Here is a 16,138-nt window from a genome sequence, read left to right on the forward strand (position 1 = left end):
GGGGGCCGGCGCGGCGGGCACGCCGATGCGCCCGGCGCCCCGCGGGCGACGGGTTCCGCACCGGCGGAATCTCGGGGAAGGCGCGGGCGCTCAGCCCTGGCCGAAGAGGCGCCGGAAGCCGTCCGTCACGCGCTTGACGTATTCCGGCTCGCGCGAGCGCCAGTAGCGCGGGTCGCGCATCATCTCGCGCAACGCCTTCTCGTCCATCGCCTCGGTGGCGGCGGCGCCGCGCGCCAGGCTGGGTTCGCCCTTCTCCATCATGCGGTGCAGGGCCAGCACGCCCTCGGCGGTGGTGGAGAGCGCCTCGTAGACCGGCGGCGCCAGGTTGGCGCGGCCCCAGGCGGCGATCTGCGGCGCGATCCGGCGGAACTGCTCCTCGCCGCCGAAGTCCTGCGCCAGCTTCGCCATCTGCTTCTGCGCCTCGTAATCCGCCGCCGCCTCGGCGATCAGCGGCAGCAGGCGCTCGGCCGCCAGGTCATAGACCAGCTGCACCTGCTCGCAGGTGAAGCCGGCCTCGTGCAGGCGGCGGTTCACCCCCGCATCCGGCCCGCAGGCCGCGTGCTTCGGCTCGATGCTGTAGTCCTCGGGGCTGTCGGGCACGCCGAGGGCACGGCGGAACCGCGCCCGCTCCTCCTCCGGAGCCTCGGGACCGGGCGGGGCGAAGCGCTGCGACAGCCGCTTCTCCAGCTCCAGATAGGACTTCAGCAGCGCATCGACGCGCAGCTTGCCGGTCTCGGCGTCCCGGAACTTCTCCGGGATCCCCTCTGGGATCCCCTCCGGGTGGGAGGCGTCCTCACCCTCCAGCGCGGCTTCCAGCAGATTCTCGGACATGCGCTCTGTCATTCCTCGACGGGGTTCAGGATTCCGGCCGGCGCGGCGAGCACGCGGGCCAGGTGGCGGGTGGCGGCCGGGATGTCCAGCTGCGCCACCGCCTGCGGGCCGAGCTGCGCGGCGGCCTGCAGGAAGAGCAGCGTGTTGGCCGCGTCGGCGCGGCCCTGCACGCGGGCGAGCGGTGACTGGTAGGTCAGGCGCACCTCCCGCCCGTCCAGCAGCAGCGGCGGCACCTCGCCGCGCCGCCGCAGGATGCTCAGGCAGCGGGCGACGAGCGGCGTCAGCAGCTCGGCCTGCAGCCGCCCGTAGGTGGCGCCCAGCAGGCGGGCCGTCTCGGCGCTGCGCTCCAGCACCTCGGTCGCCGTCATCTGCGCGCCCCTCGGCGCCGTCAGCCGGTCGGCCAGGAGGGCGGACCGGATGCGGGCGCGAAGATCGTCCAGCACCAGTTGCGAGACATCGAAATTGCCCGGCGCGGCGAGCGGCGTCAGCCCGGAGGAGCCCGGCGCCTTGGGAATGATGGCGCCCGGCACCAGCCGCACCGTGGCCGGGTTCAGCACGCCGTCATCCTCCGCCTGCCAGATGCCGGTGGCGGCGATGGAGGCGTTCTTCAGCACCAGCTCCACCACCTTGTTGGCGGTGCGGATATCGGGCAGCGCCTTCATCACCGGGCCGCGGCCGTAGCTCTCGCCCGGCGCCTTCATCCAGCGGAAGGCGATGAAGGGGCTGTCCAGGAAGCGACCGGCGGCGAGCGGCAGGGCGGCGCCGTCGAGGTCCAGCACGGCGAGGAAGCCGCTGCCGGTCCGCTCCGGCCAGACCGCCTCGACCACGCGGTACGCCCGCGCCGGCCCGTCCCCCGCGGCGGTCAGCGCCGGTGGCAGGGGGGCGCCCGGGTAGCGCGCCGCGATCGCCGCGGCATCGAGGGAGACGGCGCGGAAGACCGTGTCCAGCCGGCCGCCCTGCCCCTCCTCCAGCACCGCCTCGCGCAGCGGCACGGCGGTGAAGCGCAGGGCGGAGGCCTCGCCCGGGGGCGCCTCCTCGACCAGCAGCACGCCGGTTCCGGCGACCACGACGTCGAGCAGCGCCTGATGCATCTCGAGCGCGAAGTTGGAGCGGTCGAGGTGGCCCTGCAGCGTCTCGGCCGCGGCCTCCAGCGCCTCGGCGGCGGCCAGCGCATCGGGCCCTTCGGCCAGGGCGCGTGACGGCGCCAGGCCGAACCAGCGCGACCAGGGCGGGGTCAGCTCCGCCATCAGGCTGGAGGCCAGTTGCTCCGCCGCGTCCGCCGCCGTGGCGTCGTAGAGGGCGGGGCCGCCGCTGCCGGGCGTGCCGGAGAGGACATGGTCGTAGCAGTCCTGCCAGAGGCTCTCCCAGGGGCGGCGGCGGTCGAGCGCCGCCGCCTGCCGCGCCAGGACGGTTTCGGGGGTCATGCGGCTCATTCTCCGAGCAGGGTCTTGCGCGAGCCGGCCAGGCCGCTCGGCGCGGCGTCCAGCACGCCGCGGGCGGAGGTGGCGATGGTGCCGGGCAGGCCGCGGCGGGACCGTTCCCGGCTCTCCAGCCGCGCGGTCTGTGCCGCCGCCTCGGAATCGGGCGTGGCGTTCGTCGGGGTCGCCACCGTCTGGGCCGCGGTGACCACCACCGGCTTCGGGGCTCGGAACAGGCCACCCATGCGGGTCGTCTCCTTCTGCGGGTCGGGCCCGATCGGGTGCCCAAAACGCCGCGGGCCCCGCCGGAAGTGTCCGGCGGGGCCCGCGCAGTCTCGGAGGGGATCGGGGAGGATGTCGCCGGACGCAGCTCGCCCGTTGACAAGGAGGGTTCTACAGGACGGATTTCAGCATGTCAACGACTTTATTCCTATTTTCTTGGGCGCCCCGCAGCGCCCGGTCGAGCCCGTGCGGCGTGATGGCGAAGGGCGCGCCGGCGCCCAGCAGTCCACGGCACACCGCGACGCAGGAATAAGGCGTCAGGGGCGGCAGCCAGCGGCCCCGGGCCGGGCCGGGGGTGAAGGGTCCGCGAATGGTCAGTCCGGCACGGTGATAGAAGCCTGGCAGGTCGAAGGCCGCCGGCACGCCCGGCCGCGTCACCAGCAGACGTCCGGACAGCGGCTCAACCACGGTCCAGCCCTGCTCGTCGTGAAGGGCGGCGAAGCAATGCCGGAAGCCGGGGCGCAGCAGCCGCAGCCAGCCCTGATCCGCCTGGCCGCCGAATCCGATCCAGACCCTCTGCGGCTCGGCCAGGGCGTGGCGCGGCGAAAGGCGCGCCCCGAGAGCAGGGCGAGGCGTCACGCCGGGGTCCGCAGCGGCCACTCCACCACCACCGCCTCCTCGGTTAGGTCCATCCCCGGACCCTCGACGATGCCCTTCATCCGCAGCGGCCATTCCAGGCGCCGCAGCGCCTCGGTCCAGATGCGCCAGTCGTTCTTCTCGCGCGCGTAGCGGGGATTCGGCGCCTCGCCCCGCTCGCCCCAGATCCGCAGGATGCGGGCATGCACGAGATCGATGCGGCGCTGGCGGTAGAGGCGGTCGAGGCATTTCACCACGTCGTCGGGCTCGCAGGGGCGAAGCGCCCGGCCGGCGCCGGCGACGATGCGCGCGCCGTCGCGGCGCGCCACCAGCGCGGCCATGGTCCAGATCCAGGCTTCCTCCGCGCTGCGGAAGGGCTCGGCACGGCGCATCGAGGCATAGACGGCAGTGGTGCTGCGGGGGGCGGTGGCCATGAGCGTTCTCGCCAAATAGTTGAATACCGCCCAACCATTGCGATTCTCTTAATAGGTGTCAACACCTATTTGTGATGATGTTCCTATTGCAATCAGACCGGAAGCCTAGGATATTCCGCCCATGCGTCATGACGACATCTGGCGGGCGGTCGATGCCCTGGCCGCGGAGCACGGTCTCTCCCCTTCGGGCCTGGCCCGCAAGGCCGGGCTGGACCCGACCGCCTTCAATCCCTCCAAGCGCCTCGGCGCCGACGGGCGGGCGCGCTGGCCCTCGACGGAGAGCATCGCCAAGATCCTCCTGGCCACCGGCACCGACATGGACAGCTTCGCCTCCCTGGTCACCGGGACCCCGGCCCTGCAGTCCGGCGCCCGCAACGGCGCGGCGGGGCGGCGCATCCCGCTGATCGGCCTGGCCCAGGCGGGCGGCGACGGCTACTTCGGTGATGGCGGCTACCCGGTCGGCGGTTCCTGGGACGAGATCAGCACGCCGGAACTTTCCGACCCCAATGCCTATGCGCTGGAAATCTCGGGCGAGAGCATGGAGCCGGTGTTCCGCGATGGCGACATCGTCATCGTCTCGCCCAATTCGCCGGTGCGGCGGGGCGACCGCGTGGTGGTGCGCACCCAGAAGGGCGAGGTGATGGCCAAGCAGCTGGTGCGGCAATCCGCCCGCCGCGTGGAGCTGGCCAGCCTCAACCCGGCGCATCCCAACTACAATTTCGACCTCGCCGAGCTGGCCTGGATGCACCGCATCCTCTGGGCGAGCCAATAGGCGGCCCGATGGGCGATCCGCTTCAGCGCGGCGGCGCCTCCCGCCCCAGCGCCTTCAGCACCAGCTCCGGGTCGCTCTCCGCCGGGCATACGAGGTAGCGGTCCTGCCCCAGCGGCAGCGCCGCCAGGCCGGTATCCTCATAGGCCCGCAGCAGTTCCGGCCCGACCTGCCAGAAGGCATGGGCCACGCCGTTGCGGTCGCAGAGGTCGCGGAAGCGCCAGATGGCGGTGATGCGGGCCGAGGCATCGCCGGCCGGGTCGCCGATGCCGATCCAGACCTGCTCACGCCGGACGAAGGCGAAGCCGGCGCCGCGCCCGCCCTCGACGAAAAGGGCGCCATCGCCCTCCGCCGGCACGCGGGCCCCGAGCGCGGCCAGCCGCGCCCGCGTCGCCATGTCGTAGGAGGGCGCGCGAATCCGCGCCGGCCGCAACAGCCGCGCCGCCGCCGCCAGCAGCAGCACGCCACAGAGACCGACGGCGAAGCGCAGGGTGTGTGGCGCCTCGTCCGAGAAGGGCACTTCCCACCAGGGCTCGTGCGACACCGGCCCTTCCCAGGCGATGCGCGCCAGCACCAGGGCGGCGGCCGCGCTGGCGGTCAGGGGCAGCAGCGTGCCGCGGGCCAGCGGCTCGCCGGTCAGGCGGGCGTCGCGGTAGAAGGCGGTGCTGAAGCAGGCCAGCAGGCCACCCAGCACGGCGAAGCCGCCGGAGATCCACCATGGCTCGCCGCGCAGCAGGGTGATGAAGCAGCCGAGCAGCAGCAGCACGATGCCGCCGATCCAGCCGATCCTCAGTCGCCGCACCATGCCATAGGCGACCACCAGCAGCAGCGAGCCGATCAGCGAGGCGGCGAACTGGCTGGCCAGCGCGGCCCAGTCGCCGGCCCAGACGGCCAGTTGCGAGCCGCGCGCCGGCAGGGCGCCGATGAACAGCAGCACGCCCCCGGCCAGGCCCGAGAGCCCGGCCAGCACCGGGCCTTCCAGCGCATCCGTCACGCGGGCCTCGGCGCCGAATCCGCTCAGCAGGTGGCGGCGCTGACCGATCTCGAAGCCGGCGAACAGGATGCCCGCCAGGAAGAGCGGGATGATGTAGTAGAAGAAGCGGAAGATCAGCAGGGCGCCGATGACCTGCGGCGCCGGCACATAGGGCGCGAGCCCGACCAGCACCGCCGTGTCGAAGACACCGAGGCCGCCGGGCACATTGGCCGCGAGCCCCGCCGTGTAGGCGGCGAGGTAGATGCCGAGGAACCGCGCGAAGCTCAGCCCCGGCGCCTCGGGCAGCAGAACGTAGAAGATCATCGCCGTCACCGCGACATCCACGCCGGCCAGCAGGGTCTGGGCGCAGGCCATGCGGAAGCCGGGCAGGTCGATGCGGTGGCCGAAGACGGTGAAATGCGGCAGCAGGCGGGAGAGCAGGATATAGGTCGCGACCACGCCGAGCAGCGCCACGCCGACGGTCTGCATCGCCCAGTGCGGCAGGTTCTCGGCGATCCATGGCACCACCTCCGGCTCCCAGATCAGCACCATGCCGCCCAGCGCCATGCCGCCCAGGCCGAAGGTCAGGCTGGTGAAGGCGATGACCTTGGCGATCTCGCCCGGGGTCAGTCCCCATGCCGCGTAGAAGCGGTAGCGCACCGCCGCGCCGGAGACGGCGGCGAAACCGAGGTTGTGCGCCAGGGTATAGGCGCAGAAGGAGGCCAGCGAACTGCGCGCGTAGCTGACGGGCTTGCCGGCATAGACCGAGCCGAGGCGGTCGTAGATCGTCAGCACCGCATAGGCGAGCAGCGTCCAGCCCGCCGCCACCCAGAGCTGCCGGCCCGGGATGGCGCCCAGGGCGGCGCGGACATCCGCCATGGAGAGGTCGCGGAACTCCCGCTGCACCACATAGAGGGCGCCGACCAGCAGGGCGAGGCCGAAGACCGTCGGCCCGTGCCGGCGCAGCAGGCCGATTGCCCGGCTCACGCCCGTGCCGTCTCCGCCGCGACCGCCTCCCGCGGTGGTCGGGTCAGCGCCTCCTCGATCAGGCGGATGGTCTCCGGCACCCCATAGGCGGCGGCGAGGCTGCCGAAGCGCGGCCCCTGATCGGCGCCCACCAATACCTGGTACAGTGCGTTGAACCAGCCGCGCGAGACGCCGTTCGAGCCGTCCTTCATCTTCTGGATGAAGGGCTCGCGCCGGCCGGCGTCATAGACATCGACCTGGATGCGCTCGGCCTGCGGCAGGCCGGGCGGCAGCGCCTCGATCTCCTGCCGGTGCGCGCGCAGCAGGTCGATCAGCGCCTGAAAGCAGGGCCGCTCCTCCGCGGTCGGCGCGCGCGGCGTGAGCCCGGGCAGCACGAAGTCGCGCGCATAGGCCACGGCATACTCGACCAGCTGGCCCAGCAGCGGCTGCGTCTCCGGCGTGGCGCCGGGGGCGTAGTTGCGCACGAACTTCCACAACCGCTCCGGCGTGTCGGCGGCGGCCACCGTGGCGAGGTTCAGCAGCATGCCGAAGGTCAGCGGGGGTTCCGGCGTGTTCGGCACCTCGCCGCCATGGATGTGCCAGTCCGGATTGGCCGGGTCCTGGCTGGCGCGCAGCCGCTCCCGCTGCTGCAGGTACTCGTCCGTGGCGCGGGGGATGACGTCGAAATGCAGCCGCTTCGCCCGGCCCGGCTGCTGGTACATGAAGTAGGCCAGGCTCTCGGGGGGGGCGTAGCGCAGCCATTCCTCGATCGTCAGCCCGTTGCCCTTGGACTTGCTGATCTTCTGGCCATTGGCGTCGAGGAACAGCTCGTAGGTCATGCTGACCGGCGGCTCGGCCCCCAGCACCCGGCAGATCGCCGAGGAGAGGCGGACGCTGTCGATCAGGTCCTTGCCCGACATCTCGTAATCGACGCCGAGGGCGAACCAGCGCATCGCCCAGTCGGCCTTCCACTGCGCCTTCACATGGCCGCCGGTCACCGGCGTCTCGAAGCGCTCGCCGCTCTCCGGGTCACGCCAGACGATGGTCCCGTCCTGGGGCCGTGTCTCCTCCACCGGCACCTGCATCACCACCCCCGTCCGCGGATGCACCGGCAGGAAGGGCGAATAGGTGGCGCGGCGGTCCGGCCCCAGCGTCGGCAGGATCACCTGCCGCACCTCCTCATGCGCCTCCAGCATCCGCAGCAGCGCCGCGTCGAAGCGGCCCGAGCGGTAGTAGTCGGTGGCCGAGGCGAACTCGTACTCGAAGCCGAAGGCGTCCAGGAAGGCGCGCAGCCGGGCGTTGTTGTGGTGCCCGAAGCTCTCATGCGTGCCGAAGGGGTCGGGGATGGCGGTCAGCGACTTGCCGAGATGCTGCCGCAGCACATCGCCGTTCGGCACGTTGTCCGGCACCTTGCGCAGCCCGTCCATGTCGTCCGAGAAGGCCAGCAGGCGGGACGGCAGGCCGGTCAGGCGGGTGAAGGCATTGCGCACCCAGGAAGTGCGCGCCACCTCGCCGAAGGTGCCGATATGCGGCAGGCCGGAAGGGCCGTAGCCGGTCTCGAACAGCGCCGTTTTCTTGCCGGACGCGGCGAGGCGATCGGCGACCTTGGCGGCTTCCTCGAAGGGCCAGGCCTTGACGGTGCGGAGCGATGGATCGGCGGTCATTCCCGCCCCATGCCAGCGCCGCGTGCCGCGGTCAACGCGCCCAGTCGGCAGGGCGGCCAAAGCCACCCCGCGCGGCCATCACGATTGGAAAAACCCCGCTGGCGGCTGGCTTCGTTCGTGCTTTGCCCCTACTCTCCCCCGGTGACTGCCACCAAGGGCCGGAACGACGCCCTGCCCCCCCGCCTGGTGCTGCCGAGCGGCCCGGCCCTGGTCGCCCCGGCGCCCGGCAGCGCCGCGCTGCTCACCCCTGATGGCGAATTGTTCACCCCGCGCCCGGCCGAGTTGCCGGAGCTGCTGCGCGAGTTCGGCCCGCCCATCCTGGTCCATGCCCCGGCCACGGCACGGCGGCTCGGCCTGTCCGGCCTGCCCGGCGCCTGCGACCTGCTGGAGCTTTTCGCCTTCTGCCTGCCGGCCCAACCGGCGCCGCCCACGCCGCGCGGCCTGGCCCTCGCCCTCGACCTGCCGGCGCCCGGGGATGCGGAAGCCGCCGCCGCGCTGCTGCCGGAGATCGCCGCCGAGCTGCTGCGCCGCCTGGCCCGCGCGCGCCACGCGCCGCTGAACCGCGACGCGGCGATGCTGGCGGCGCGGCTGCGGCAGGCGAATGACTGGCCCTGGGCGGACTCCGTGCTGGCGGCGCTGGGCCAGCCCGCCGCCCGCCCCTCGGCCGATGCCCTGAAGGTCTGGCGCCAGCTCGCCGAATGGGAGGATGCCGGCCCGCCGCCGCCGCCCGCCAGCCATCCGGTGGCGCCGGCCGAGGCGCGCGCCCGCCTGGCCGAGATCCTCGGCGAAGGTGCCGAGCAGCGCCCCTCCCAGGCGGACTTCGCCTCCGCCGCCAGCCTTGCCTTCACCCCGCGGGAGCTGGCCGGCGAGCCCCGCCTGGTGCTGGCCGAGGCGGGAACCGGCACCGGCAAGACGCTGGGCTATGTGGCGCCGGCCAGCCTCTGGGCCGAGCGGAACGGCGCTCCGGTCTGGATCGCTACCTATACCCGCAACCTGCAGCGCCAGCTCGACCAGGAGCTGGCCCGCCTCTATCCGGAACCCGAGGAGCGGCGCCGCAAGGTGGTGATCCGCAAGGGGCGCGAGAACTACCTCTGCCTGCTGAACTACGACGAGGCGGTGAGCGGCGCCATGCCGGGCCGCCTCACCGCCCTCGCCCTGGTGGCGCGCTGGGCCCTGGCCACGCGGGACGGCGACCTGCTGGGCGGCGACTTTCCCGGCTGGCTGGTCGAGCTGTTTCCGCCCGGCAGCATCTCGCTCCTGGCCGACCGCCGCGGCGAGTGCATCCATTCCGCCTGCCCGCACTGGAAGCGGTGTTATGTCGAGCACTCGATCCGCCGCGCCGCCGGGGCGCACCTGGTCGTGGCCAACCACGCCCTGGTGATGGTCCAGGCGGCGCTGGGCGGCGGCGAGGACGGGCCGGCGCTGCGCTATGTCTTCGACGAGGGGCACCATCTCTTCGATGCCGCCGACGGGGCCTTCTCCGCCGCCCTCTGCGGCGCCGAGATGGCCGAGTTGCGCCGCTGGCTGCTGGGCCAGGAAGGCGGGCGGAGCCGGGCGCGCGGCCTGCGCCGCCGGCTGGAGGAGATGCTGGCCCAGCACCCCGCTTTGCTGCCGCCGCTCGACCTGGTGGAACATGCCGCGCGCGCCCTGCCCGGCGCCGGCTGGTGGGACCGCTGGGACGAGGCCGAGGACGGGGCCGCGCCCGGCGAGGCCTTCCTGCGCGCCGCCCGCGCCCAGGTCCTGGCGCGCAGTGCCGAGGCCGATCCGCTCTATGACGCCGAATGCGACCTCCATCCCCTGCACGCGGACCTCCCCGGCGCCGCCGCCGCGCTGGAGACGGCGCTCGAGGCGCTGCGCGACCCGCTGAAGTACCTGGCGAAGCTGCTCGCCGGGATCCTGGAGGACCCGGACCAGGAGCTGGAGACCGGCGACCGCATCCGCCTGGAGACCGCCATCCGCAGCGTCGAGCGGCGCGCCCTGATGCCGCTCACCGCCTGGACCGCCATGCTGCGCCAGTTGCGCGAGGCCCCCGCCGAGCCCGGTCAGCGGCCGACCTTCGTGGACTGGCTGGCGCTGTCCCGGCGCGAGGGGCGCGACATCGATGCCGGCCTGCACCGCCACTGGCTGGACCCCACCGTGCCCTTCGCCACCCAGGTGGCGGCTCCGGCCCATGGCGTGCTGATCGCCTCCGCCACGCTGCGCGACGCCGCCCGCCACGACCCCGAGGCCGCCTGGCGCGAGGCCGAGGCGCGCACCGGGGTGCAGCACCTGCCGAACCCGGCCATCCGCGCCGCCCTGCCCTCGCCCTTCGACTATGCCGCCAATACGCGGGCCTTCATCGTCGAGGATCTCAGCCGGGACAGCCCCGCCCAGGTGGCGGCGGCGATGCAGCAGCTCTTCCTGGCCGCCGGCGGGGGCGCGCTCGGCCTGTTCACCGCCATCCGCCGGCTGCGCGAGGTGCACGCCCGCCTCGCCCCCGCCCTGGCCGAGGCCGGCATCCCGCTCTACGCCCAGCATGTGGACGCCATGGACAGCGCGACCCTGGTCGACATCTTCCGCGCCGAGGAGGATTCCTGCCTGCTCGGCACCGACGCGCTGCGCGACGGGGTGGACGTGCCGGGCCGCGCGCTGCGCCTGCTGGTGTTCGACCGCGTGCCCTGGCCGCGCCCCTCCATCCTCCACCGGGAGCGGCGGATCCATCTCTCGGGCGGCCGGCCATCCGCCTATGACGATGCCATCGCCCGGCACCGGCTGCGGCAGGCCTTCGGCCGGCTGATCCGCCGCGCCGACGACCGGGGCGTCTTCGTGCTGCTCGATCCCCGCACCCCCTCACGCCTGCTCGCCGGCCTGCCGGACGGCGTGACCCCGCAGCGCCTGGGCCTCGCCGAGGCGGTCCGGCAGACCGCCGCCTTCCTCGGCGGCCCGCCCGCCGGGGCGATTGAAGCGGCGCCCGCCCTGCGTTAGGCCTTCGCCGAACAAGGAAGAGACCGATGCCGCACACCAAGATCCGCTTCAATGCGCAGGAGGCCCTGGTCTGCGCCATGGTGCTGATGTCCGCCTCCGACCAGCAGATGTCCGATGCCGAGCTGGGCATGATGGCGCGGCTGGTGCGGGAACTGCCGGTCTTCGACGGATTCCTCCCCGAGGAGATCGAGACGGTGACGGAGTCCTGCCTGACCCTGCTGCGGCAGAACGACGGCCTGGACCGCGCCTGCGCCCTGATCCGGGACACGCTGCCGCCCCGCCTGCGGGAGACCGCCTATCTGCTGGCCTGCGAGGTGGCGGCGGCGGATGGCGACGCCACCCAGGAGGAGTTGCGCTTCCTGCAGGACTTCCGCATCGGCCTGGATATCGACCGCCTGATCGCCGGCGCCATCGAGCGGGCGGCCAAGGCCCGCTACCAGATCGTCTGAGCCACTTTCCCTCCCGAGTCTCTCCCTCCGGCACGGAGCCGCCGCATGACCGAGGACGACCCCTTTCTGTGGCTGGAGGAGATCGAGGGGGAGCGCGCCCTCTCCTGGGTGGAGGCGCAGAACGCGGCCACCCTCGCCCGCCTCGCCGATGCCCGCTACGCCGCCGACCGCGACGCGGTGAAGGCGGCGCTGGACCGGCCGGACCGGCTGCCCTTCGTGACCCGCCGCGGCGCGCATCTCTACAACTTCTGGCAGGATGCGGCGCAGCCGCGCGGCCTGTGGCGCCGCACCACGCTCGACAGCTTCCGCCAGGAGCGGCCGGACTGGGAGGTGCTGCTCGACCTCGACGCCCTGGCCGCCGCCGAGGGCGAGGACTGGGTCTGGCGCGGCGCCGGCACCCTGCCGGGGACGCATGACCGCGCCCTGCTGCGCCTCTCGCGCGGCGGCGGCGACGCCGTGGTGCTGCGCGAATACGATCTCGCCACCCGCGCCTTCCCGGCAGGCGGCTTCGCCCTGCCGGAAGCCAAGGGTGGTGCCGACTGGCTGGACCGCGACACGCTGCTGGTCTCCCTGGCGCTCGACGCGGCCAGCTCCACCCGCTCCGGCTATCCGCGCAGCATCCGCCTGCTGCGCCGGGGCGAGACGCCGGGCGAGGCCCGCATCCTGTTCGAGACCGGCGTGGAGTCCATGGGCGCCTGGGGCGGGGTGGAGCGCGAGGACGGGCGGGAGATCCTGGTCTTCCAGGAGCAGCTCGGCTTCTTCGACCAGGCGATCCATCTCGGCGACCGCGAGGGCCGCTCCCGCCGCATCGACCTGCCGACCGACCTGCGCCTGTCCTGGCAGCGCGGCTGGCTCGCCGCCCAGCCGCGCAAGCCCTGGACGGTGGGTGGCGTCACCCACGCCCCGGACACCGTACTGGGCGCGCGGCTGGCGGAGGTGCTGGCGGGCGAGGCCCGCTTCCGCACGCTGTTCACGCCGGCGCCGCGCCGGGCCCTGCAGGGCTTCTTCTGGTGCGCCGGCCGGCTGGTGCTCTCCGTGCTCGACGAGCTGCGCCCCGTCTTCACCCTCCTCACGCCCGGCGAGGAGGGCTGGACCTCGGCGCCCGTCACTGGCCTGCCGGATATCGGCGTGGTCGGCCTCCGCCCGCTCGACGAGCGTGAGGACGAATCCGACGGCACGCTGCTGGTCATGGCGCAGGACCCGCTCACGCCGCCCGAGATGCTGCTGACGGACATCCGCCTGACGGCGCCGGCGGTGCTGCGGCGATCCTCGCCCGCCTTCGACGCCAGCGGCCTGGCCGTCTCGCGCCACGAGGCCGTCTCGACCGATGGCGAGCGCATTCCCTATGTGCAGATCGGTCCCCGCCACCAGGAAGGCGGGGGGAGCGGCGATGCGCCGGTCCACATGACCGGCTATGGCGGCTTCCAGATCCCGCTGCTGCCCGCCTACAGCAGCACCTCCGGCCTGCTCTGGCTGGCCAAGGGCGGCACGGCGGTCATCGCCAATATCCGGGGCGGCGGCGAGTTCGGCACCGCCTGGCACGAGGCGGGGCGGCGCCAGGGCAAGATCCTCTCGCACGACGACTTCGCCGCCGTCGCCGCCGACCTGGTGCGGCGCGGCGTGACGCGGCCCGGGCGGATCGCGGCGGAGGGCGGCTCGAATGGCGGCCTGCTGATCGCCAATATGCTGACCCGCTACCCGGAACGCTTCGGCGCGCTGTTCTGCACCATCCCGCTGATCGACATGCGCCGCTACACGCGGTTGCTGGCGGGGGCGAGCTGGAAGGACGAGTATGGCGACCCCGACAGGCCCGAGGACTGGGCCTTCATCCGCCACTTCTCGGCCTATCAGGCCGCCGTGGCGGGGCGGCCCTATCCGGCGATCCTGATCGCCACCAGCCGGCGGGACGATCGCGTTCATCCCGGCCACGCGCGGAAGATGGCGGCCAGGCTCCAGTCTCTGGGCTACGAGGCGCTGTTCTACGAGCCGGCGGCCGGCGGACATGGCTATGGCAAGGACAATGGCGAGGTCGCCGCCTTCTCCGCCCTGGGCAATGCCTTCCTGCGGCGCGCCATCGGCTGGGAAACCGCCTGACGGACGAAAAAACCCGCCTCCCGGAAGGGAGAGCGGGCATGCAAGCCGGACGCGGCCTGGTCGGCCGCCTCCGCCGGGGCCTCAGAGCGGCTTCAGGTTGATCGCGGCGGCCTTGCCGCGCTCCATGGCCACGTCGTAGCTGACCTTCTGATTCTCGTTCAGGCCCTGCAGGCCCGCCTTCTGGACGGCGGTGATGTGCACGAAGACATCCTTGCCGCCATCCTGCGGGACGATGAATCCAAAGCCCTTGGTCGCGTTGAACCACTTCACGGTGCCGGTCGCCATGGCGACGCACTCCTCTCAAATGCGGCGGCAGGGCATGAGCGCCCTTGCCTGTGGCCCATCCGGTTTCACGGCTTGAAGGCGACCGGGTCTCCGGAGGCACGGCAAGGCGATCGGCAGCGGTTGGCGAGAAGAAGTGGGGCAGATCGGCACCGCCCTGTCAACGCAAACCGGCGCCGTTTCGTAACGAACGCGTTAGCCCTCGCGCATGCGAAAAGGGGCGGCCCTGCGGCCGCCCCTCCTGCTGTTCCAGCCCGGGGGCCGGACCTCGATCCCGGAGGATCAGAAGTCCATGTCGCCGCCCATGCCGCCCATGCCGCCCGGAGCGCCGGCCGGAGCCTTCTTCTCCGGACGCTCGGCGATCATCGCCTCGGTGGTGATCAGCAGGGCGGCGATGGAGGCCGCGTCCTGCAGGGCGGTGCGGACGACCTTGGTCGGGTCGATGATGCCGGCGTCGACGAGGTTCTTGTACTCGTCGAGCTGGGCGTCATAGCCGTACTCGTAGGTGCCGTCGCGCAGGACCTCACCGGCGATCACGGCGCCGTCCTTGCCGGCATTCTCGGCGATCTGCTTCAGCGGCACCTGGATGGCGCGGCGAACGATCTCGATGCCGACATGCTGGTCGTTGTTGTCGCCCTTCAGGTCGGCGAGCTTGCCGGCGGCGCGCAGCAGGGCCACGCCACCACCCGGCACGATGCCTTCCTCGACCGCGGCGCGGGTCGCGTGCAGCGCGTCGTCGACGCGGTCCTTGCGCTCCTTCACCTCGACCTCGGTGGAGCCACCGACACGGATGACGGCGACGCCACCGGCCAGCTTCGCCAGGCGCTCCTGCAGCTTCTCGCGGTCGTAGTCCGAGGTGGTCTCCTCGATCTGCGCCTTGATCTGCTCCACGCGGCCCAGGATGTCGTCCTTGGCGCCGGCGCCATCGACGATCGTGGTGTTCTCCTTCTCGATGCGGATGGTCTTGGCCTGACCCAGCATGTCGAGCGTGACGGTCTCGAGCTTGATGCCGAGATCCTCGGAGATCACCTGGCCACCGGTCAGGATCGCGATGTCCTCGAGCATCGCCTTGCGGCGGTCACCGAAGCCCGGGGCCTTCACGGCGGCGATCTTCAGGCCACCGCGCAGCTTGTTGACGACCAGGGTGGCCAGGGCCTCGCCCTCGACATCCTCGGCCACGATCACCAGCGGACGGCCGGACTGCACGACGCTCTCCAGCAGCGGCAGCATCGGCTGCAGCTGGGACAGCTTCTTCTCGTGGATCAGGATGTAGGGGTTCTCGAGCTCGGCGATCATCTTCTCCGCATTCGTGATGAAGTACGGGGAGACATAGCCGCGGTCGAACTGCATGCCCTCGACGACGTCGAGCTCGGTCTGGATGCCCTTGGCCTCCTCGACCGTGATCACGCCCTCGTTGCCGACCTTCTCCATCGCCTGGGCGATCATCTCGCCGATCTCGGACTCGCCGTTGGCGGACAGCGTGCCGACCTGGGCGACCTCACCGGAGGTGGTGATCTTCTTGGTCTTGGCCTTCAGCTCCTCGACGACGACGGCCACCGCCTTGTCGACGCCACGCTTCAGGTCCATCGGGTTCATGCCGGCGGCCACGGCCTTGGCGCCCTCGCGGACGATGGCCTGGGCCAGCACGGTCGCGGTGGTGGTGCCGTCACCGGCCAGGTCGTTCTGCTTCGAGGCCACTTCGCGCACCATCTGCGCGCCCATGTTCTCGAACTTGTCGGCCAGCTCGATTTCCTTGGCGACCGTCACACCGTCCTTGGTGATGCGCGGCGCGCCGAAGGACTTGTCGATGACGACGTTGCGGCCCTTCGGGCCCAGCGTCACCTTGACGGCATCGGCCAGGATATCGACGCCGCGCAGCATCCGCTCGCGGGCACCGGCGCCGAACTTAACGTCCTTAGCAGCCATGATTCTCTACCTCTGTTCTGATCGGTTCGTGGGAAACGGGGGTCCGCAGGCTCAGGCCGCGATCACGCCCATCAGGTCGGATTCCTTCATGATCAGGAGCTCCTCGCCGGAGATCTTGACCTCGGTGCCGGACCACTTGCCGAACAGGACACGGTCGCCGACCTTCACGTCGAGGGCGACGAGGTCACCCTTCTCGTTGCGCGCGCCGGAGCCGACGGCGACGATCTCGCCTTCCTGCGGCTTCTCCTTGGCGGTGTCGGGGATGATGATGCCCCCCGCGGTCTTCTCCTCGGCGGTCAGCCGGCGGACGACGACGCGGTCATGCAAAGGACGGAAATTCATTGGCCCTCTCCTGACGCCCTATTGTGGCGCATTCAGCGACGGTTGCCTCTCCGGCCGGCGAGCCTGTTAGCACTCACTCCCGGAGAGTGCTGACGATCTAGGGCGCTCCTCGGAGGTCGTCAAGTGTTCGGCAGCACTCTTTGTCGAAGAGTGCCAAAGCATTGAAAC

General features: G+C 72.1%; 14 protein-coding genes. 4 read left to right on the forward strand and 10 right to left on the reverse strand.

What is annotated here, in order from left to right; genetic code table 11:
• Positions 1-90 precede the first annotated feature (90 nt).
• From ACF3NH_RS02540 to ACF3NH_RS02560, 5 genes are all read right to left on the reverse strand, one after another.
• Positions 91-831 (reverse strand): capsid assembly protein, encoded by a 741-nt coding sequence (locus ACF3NH_RS02540; RefSeq protein ID WP_198365939.1) that lies wholly within the window; start codon positions 829-831, stop codon positions 91-93.
• A gap of 8 nt (positions 832-839) precedes the next feature.
• A complete protein-coding gene (locus ACF3NH_RS02545; RefSeq protein WP_198365938.1) occupies positions 840-2,255 on the reverse strand; it encodes a portal protein in 1,416 nt (471 codons plus the stop codon).
• 5 nt (positions 2,256-2,260) lie between these two features.
• Positions 2,261-2,494 (reverse strand): hypothetical protein, encoded by a 234-nt coding sequence (locus ACF3NH_RS02550; RefSeq protein WP_198365937.1) that lies wholly within the window; start codon positions 2,492-2,494, stop codon positions 2,261-2,263.
• A 148-nt stretch (positions 2,495-2,642) separates the two neighbouring features.
• Positions 2,643-3,110: a hypothetical protein gene (locus ACF3NH_RS02555; RefSeq protein ID WP_422921753.1), complete on the reverse strand. Its 468-nt coding sequence runs from the start codon at positions 3,108-3,110 to the stop codon at positions 2,643-2,645.
• Positions 3,107-3,541 carry a hypothetical protein gene (locus ACF3NH_RS02560; RefSeq protein ID WP_198365935.1) on the reverse strand — a complete coding sequence of 145 codons (435 nt, stop codon included), beginning with the start codon at positions 3,539-3,541 and terminating at the stop codon, positions 3,107-3,109. Before ACF3NH_RS02560 ends, ACF3NH_RS02555 begins: the two co-directional genes overlap by 4 nt.
• A 121-nt stretch (positions 3,542-3,662) precedes the next feature.
• Here ACF3NH_RS02560 and ACF3NH_RS02565 point away from each other — a divergent pair, with 121 nt between their 5' ends.
• The gene (locus tag ACF3NH_RS02565) at positions 3,663-4,313 is read left to right on the forward strand and encodes a S24 family peptidase (protein WP_422921754.1); all 651 of its coding nucleotides are present in this window, start codon (positions 3,663-3,665) and stop codon (positions 4,311-4,313) included.
• A gap of 22 nt (positions 4,314-4,335) precedes the next feature.
• Here ACF3NH_RS02565 and ACF3NH_RS02570 read toward each other — a convergent pair whose 3' ends face one another.
• Both ACF3NH_RS02570 and ACF3NH_RS02575 read right to left on the reverse strand, forming a co-directional pair.
• Complete coding sequence (locus ACF3NH_RS02570; RefSeq protein WP_422921756.1) at positions 4,336-6,270, reverse strand: phosphatidylglycerol lysyltransferase domain-containing protein; 1,935 nt, start codon at positions 6,268-6,270, stop codon at positions 4,336-4,338.
• Complete coding sequence (locus ACF3NH_RS02575; RefSeq protein WP_422921757.1) at positions 6,267-7,913, reverse strand: lysine--tRNA ligase; 1,647 nt, start codon at positions 7,911-7,913, stop codon at positions 6,267-6,269. Before ACF3NH_RS02575 ends, ACF3NH_RS02570 begins: the two co-directional genes overlap by 4 nt.
• Before the next feature lie 141 nt (positions 7,914-8,054).
• Here ACF3NH_RS02575 and ACF3NH_RS02580 point away from each other — a divergent pair, with 141 nt between their 5' ends.
• From ACF3NH_RS02580 to ACF3NH_RS02590, 3 genes are read left to right on the forward strand one after another with little or no spacing between them, the layout of a single operon-like run.
• Positions 8,055-10,877 (forward strand): ATP-dependent DNA helicase, encoded by a 2,823-nt coding sequence (locus ACF3NH_RS02580; RefSeq protein WP_422921758.1) that lies wholly within the window; start codon positions 8,055-8,057, stop codon positions 10,875-10,877.
• Positions 10,878-10,903: 26 nt separating this feature from the next.
• A complete protein-coding gene (locus tag ACF3NH_RS02585; protein WP_198365930.1) occupies positions 10,904-11,326 on the forward strand; it encodes a tellurite resistance TerB family protein in 423 nt (140 codons plus the stop codon).
• Between the two features lie 45 nt (positions 11,327-11,371).
• Positions 11,372-13,420, forward strand: a complete 2,049-nt coding sequence (locus tag ACF3NH_RS02590) for a prolyl oligopeptidase family serine peptidase (protein ID WP_422921759.1) — start codon at positions 11,372-11,374, stop codon at positions 13,418-13,420.
• Positions 13,421-13,501: 81 nt separating this feature from the next.
• Here ACF3NH_RS02590 and ACF3NH_RS02595 read toward each other — a convergent pair whose 3' ends face one another.
• The 3 genes from ACF3NH_RS02595 to groES form a co-directional block, all read right to left on the reverse strand.
• On the reverse strand, positions 13,502-13,705 hold the full coding sequence (locus ACF3NH_RS02595) for a cold-shock protein (RefSeq protein ID WP_198365928.1): 204 nt from the start codon (positions 13,703-13,705) through the stop codon (positions 13,502-13,504).
• 279 nt (positions 13,706-13,984) lie between these two features.
• The gene (gene groL / locus ACF3NH_RS02600; protein ID WP_422921760.1) at positions 13,985-15,628 is read right to left on the reverse strand and encodes a chaperonin GroEL; all 1,644 of its coding nucleotides are present in this window, start codon (positions 15,626-15,628) and stop codon (positions 13,985-13,987) included.
• A gap of 51 nt (positions 15,629-15,679) precedes the next feature.
• Complete coding sequence (gene groES / locus ACF3NH_RS02605) at positions 15,680-15,970, reverse strand: co-chaperone GroES (RefSeq protein ID WP_198365926.1); 291 nt, start codon at positions 15,968-15,970, stop codon at positions 15,680-15,682.
• Positions 15,971-16,138: the final 168 nt, after the last annotated feature.

Source organism: Pseudoroseomonas sp. WGS1072 (assembly GCF_049340465.1).
Taxonomy (GTDB): domain Bacteria; phylum Pseudomonadota; class Alphaproteobacteria; order Acetobacterales; family Acetobacteraceae; genus Pseudoroseomonas.

What these genes read in the sequence shown, in the direction of transcription:
- ACF3NH_RS02560 (WP_198365935.1), bottom strand. Translation starts at nt 3,541, where the DNA reads ATGGCCACCGCCCCCCGCAGCACCACTGCCGTCTATGCCTCGATGCGC.
- ACF3NH_RS02550 (WP_198365937.1), bottom strand. Translation starts at nt 2,494, where the DNA reads ATGGGTGGCCTGTTCCGAGCCCCGAAGCCGGTGGTGGTCACCGCGGCC.
- ACF3NH_RS02540 (WP_198365939.1), bottom strand. Translation starts at nt 831, where the DNA reads ATGTCCGAGAATCTGCTGGAAGCCGCGCTGGAGGGTGAGGACGCCTCC.
- ACF3NH_RS02545 (WP_198365938.1), bottom strand. Translation starts at nt 2,255, where the DNA reads ATGACCCCCGAAACCGTCCTGGCGCGGCAGGCGGCGGCGCTCGACCGC.
- groL (WP_422921760.1), bottom strand. Translation starts at nt 15,628, where the DNA reads ATGGCTGCTAAGGACGTTAAGTTCGGCGCCGGTGCCCGCGAGCGGATG.
- ACF3NH_RS02585 (WP_198365930.1), top strand. Translation starts at nt 10,904, where the DNA reads ATGCCGCACACCAAGATCCGCTTCAATGCGCAGGAGGCCCTGGTCTGC.
- ACF3NH_RS02575 (WP_422921757.1), bottom strand. Translation starts at nt 7,913, where the DNA reads ATGACCGCCGATCCATCGCTCCGCACCGTCAAGGCCTGGCCCTTCGAG.
- ACF3NH_RS02595 (WP_198365928.1), bottom strand. Translation starts at nt 13,705, where the DNA reads ATGGCGACCGGCACCGTGAAGTGGTTCAACGCGACCAAGGGCTTTGGA.
- ACF3NH_RS02565 (WP_422921754.1), top strand. Translation starts at nt 3,663, where the DNA reads ATGCGTCATGACGACATCTGGCGGGCGGTCGATGCCCTGGCCGCGGAG.
- groES (WP_198365926.1), bottom strand. Translation starts at nt 15,970, where the DNA reads ATGAATTTCCGTCCTTTGCATGACCGCGTCGTCGTCCGCCGGCTGACC.
- ACF3NH_RS02590 (WP_422921759.1), top strand. Translation starts at nt 11,372, where the DNA reads ATGACCGAGGACGACCCCTTTCTGTGGCTGGAGGAGATCGAGGGGGAG.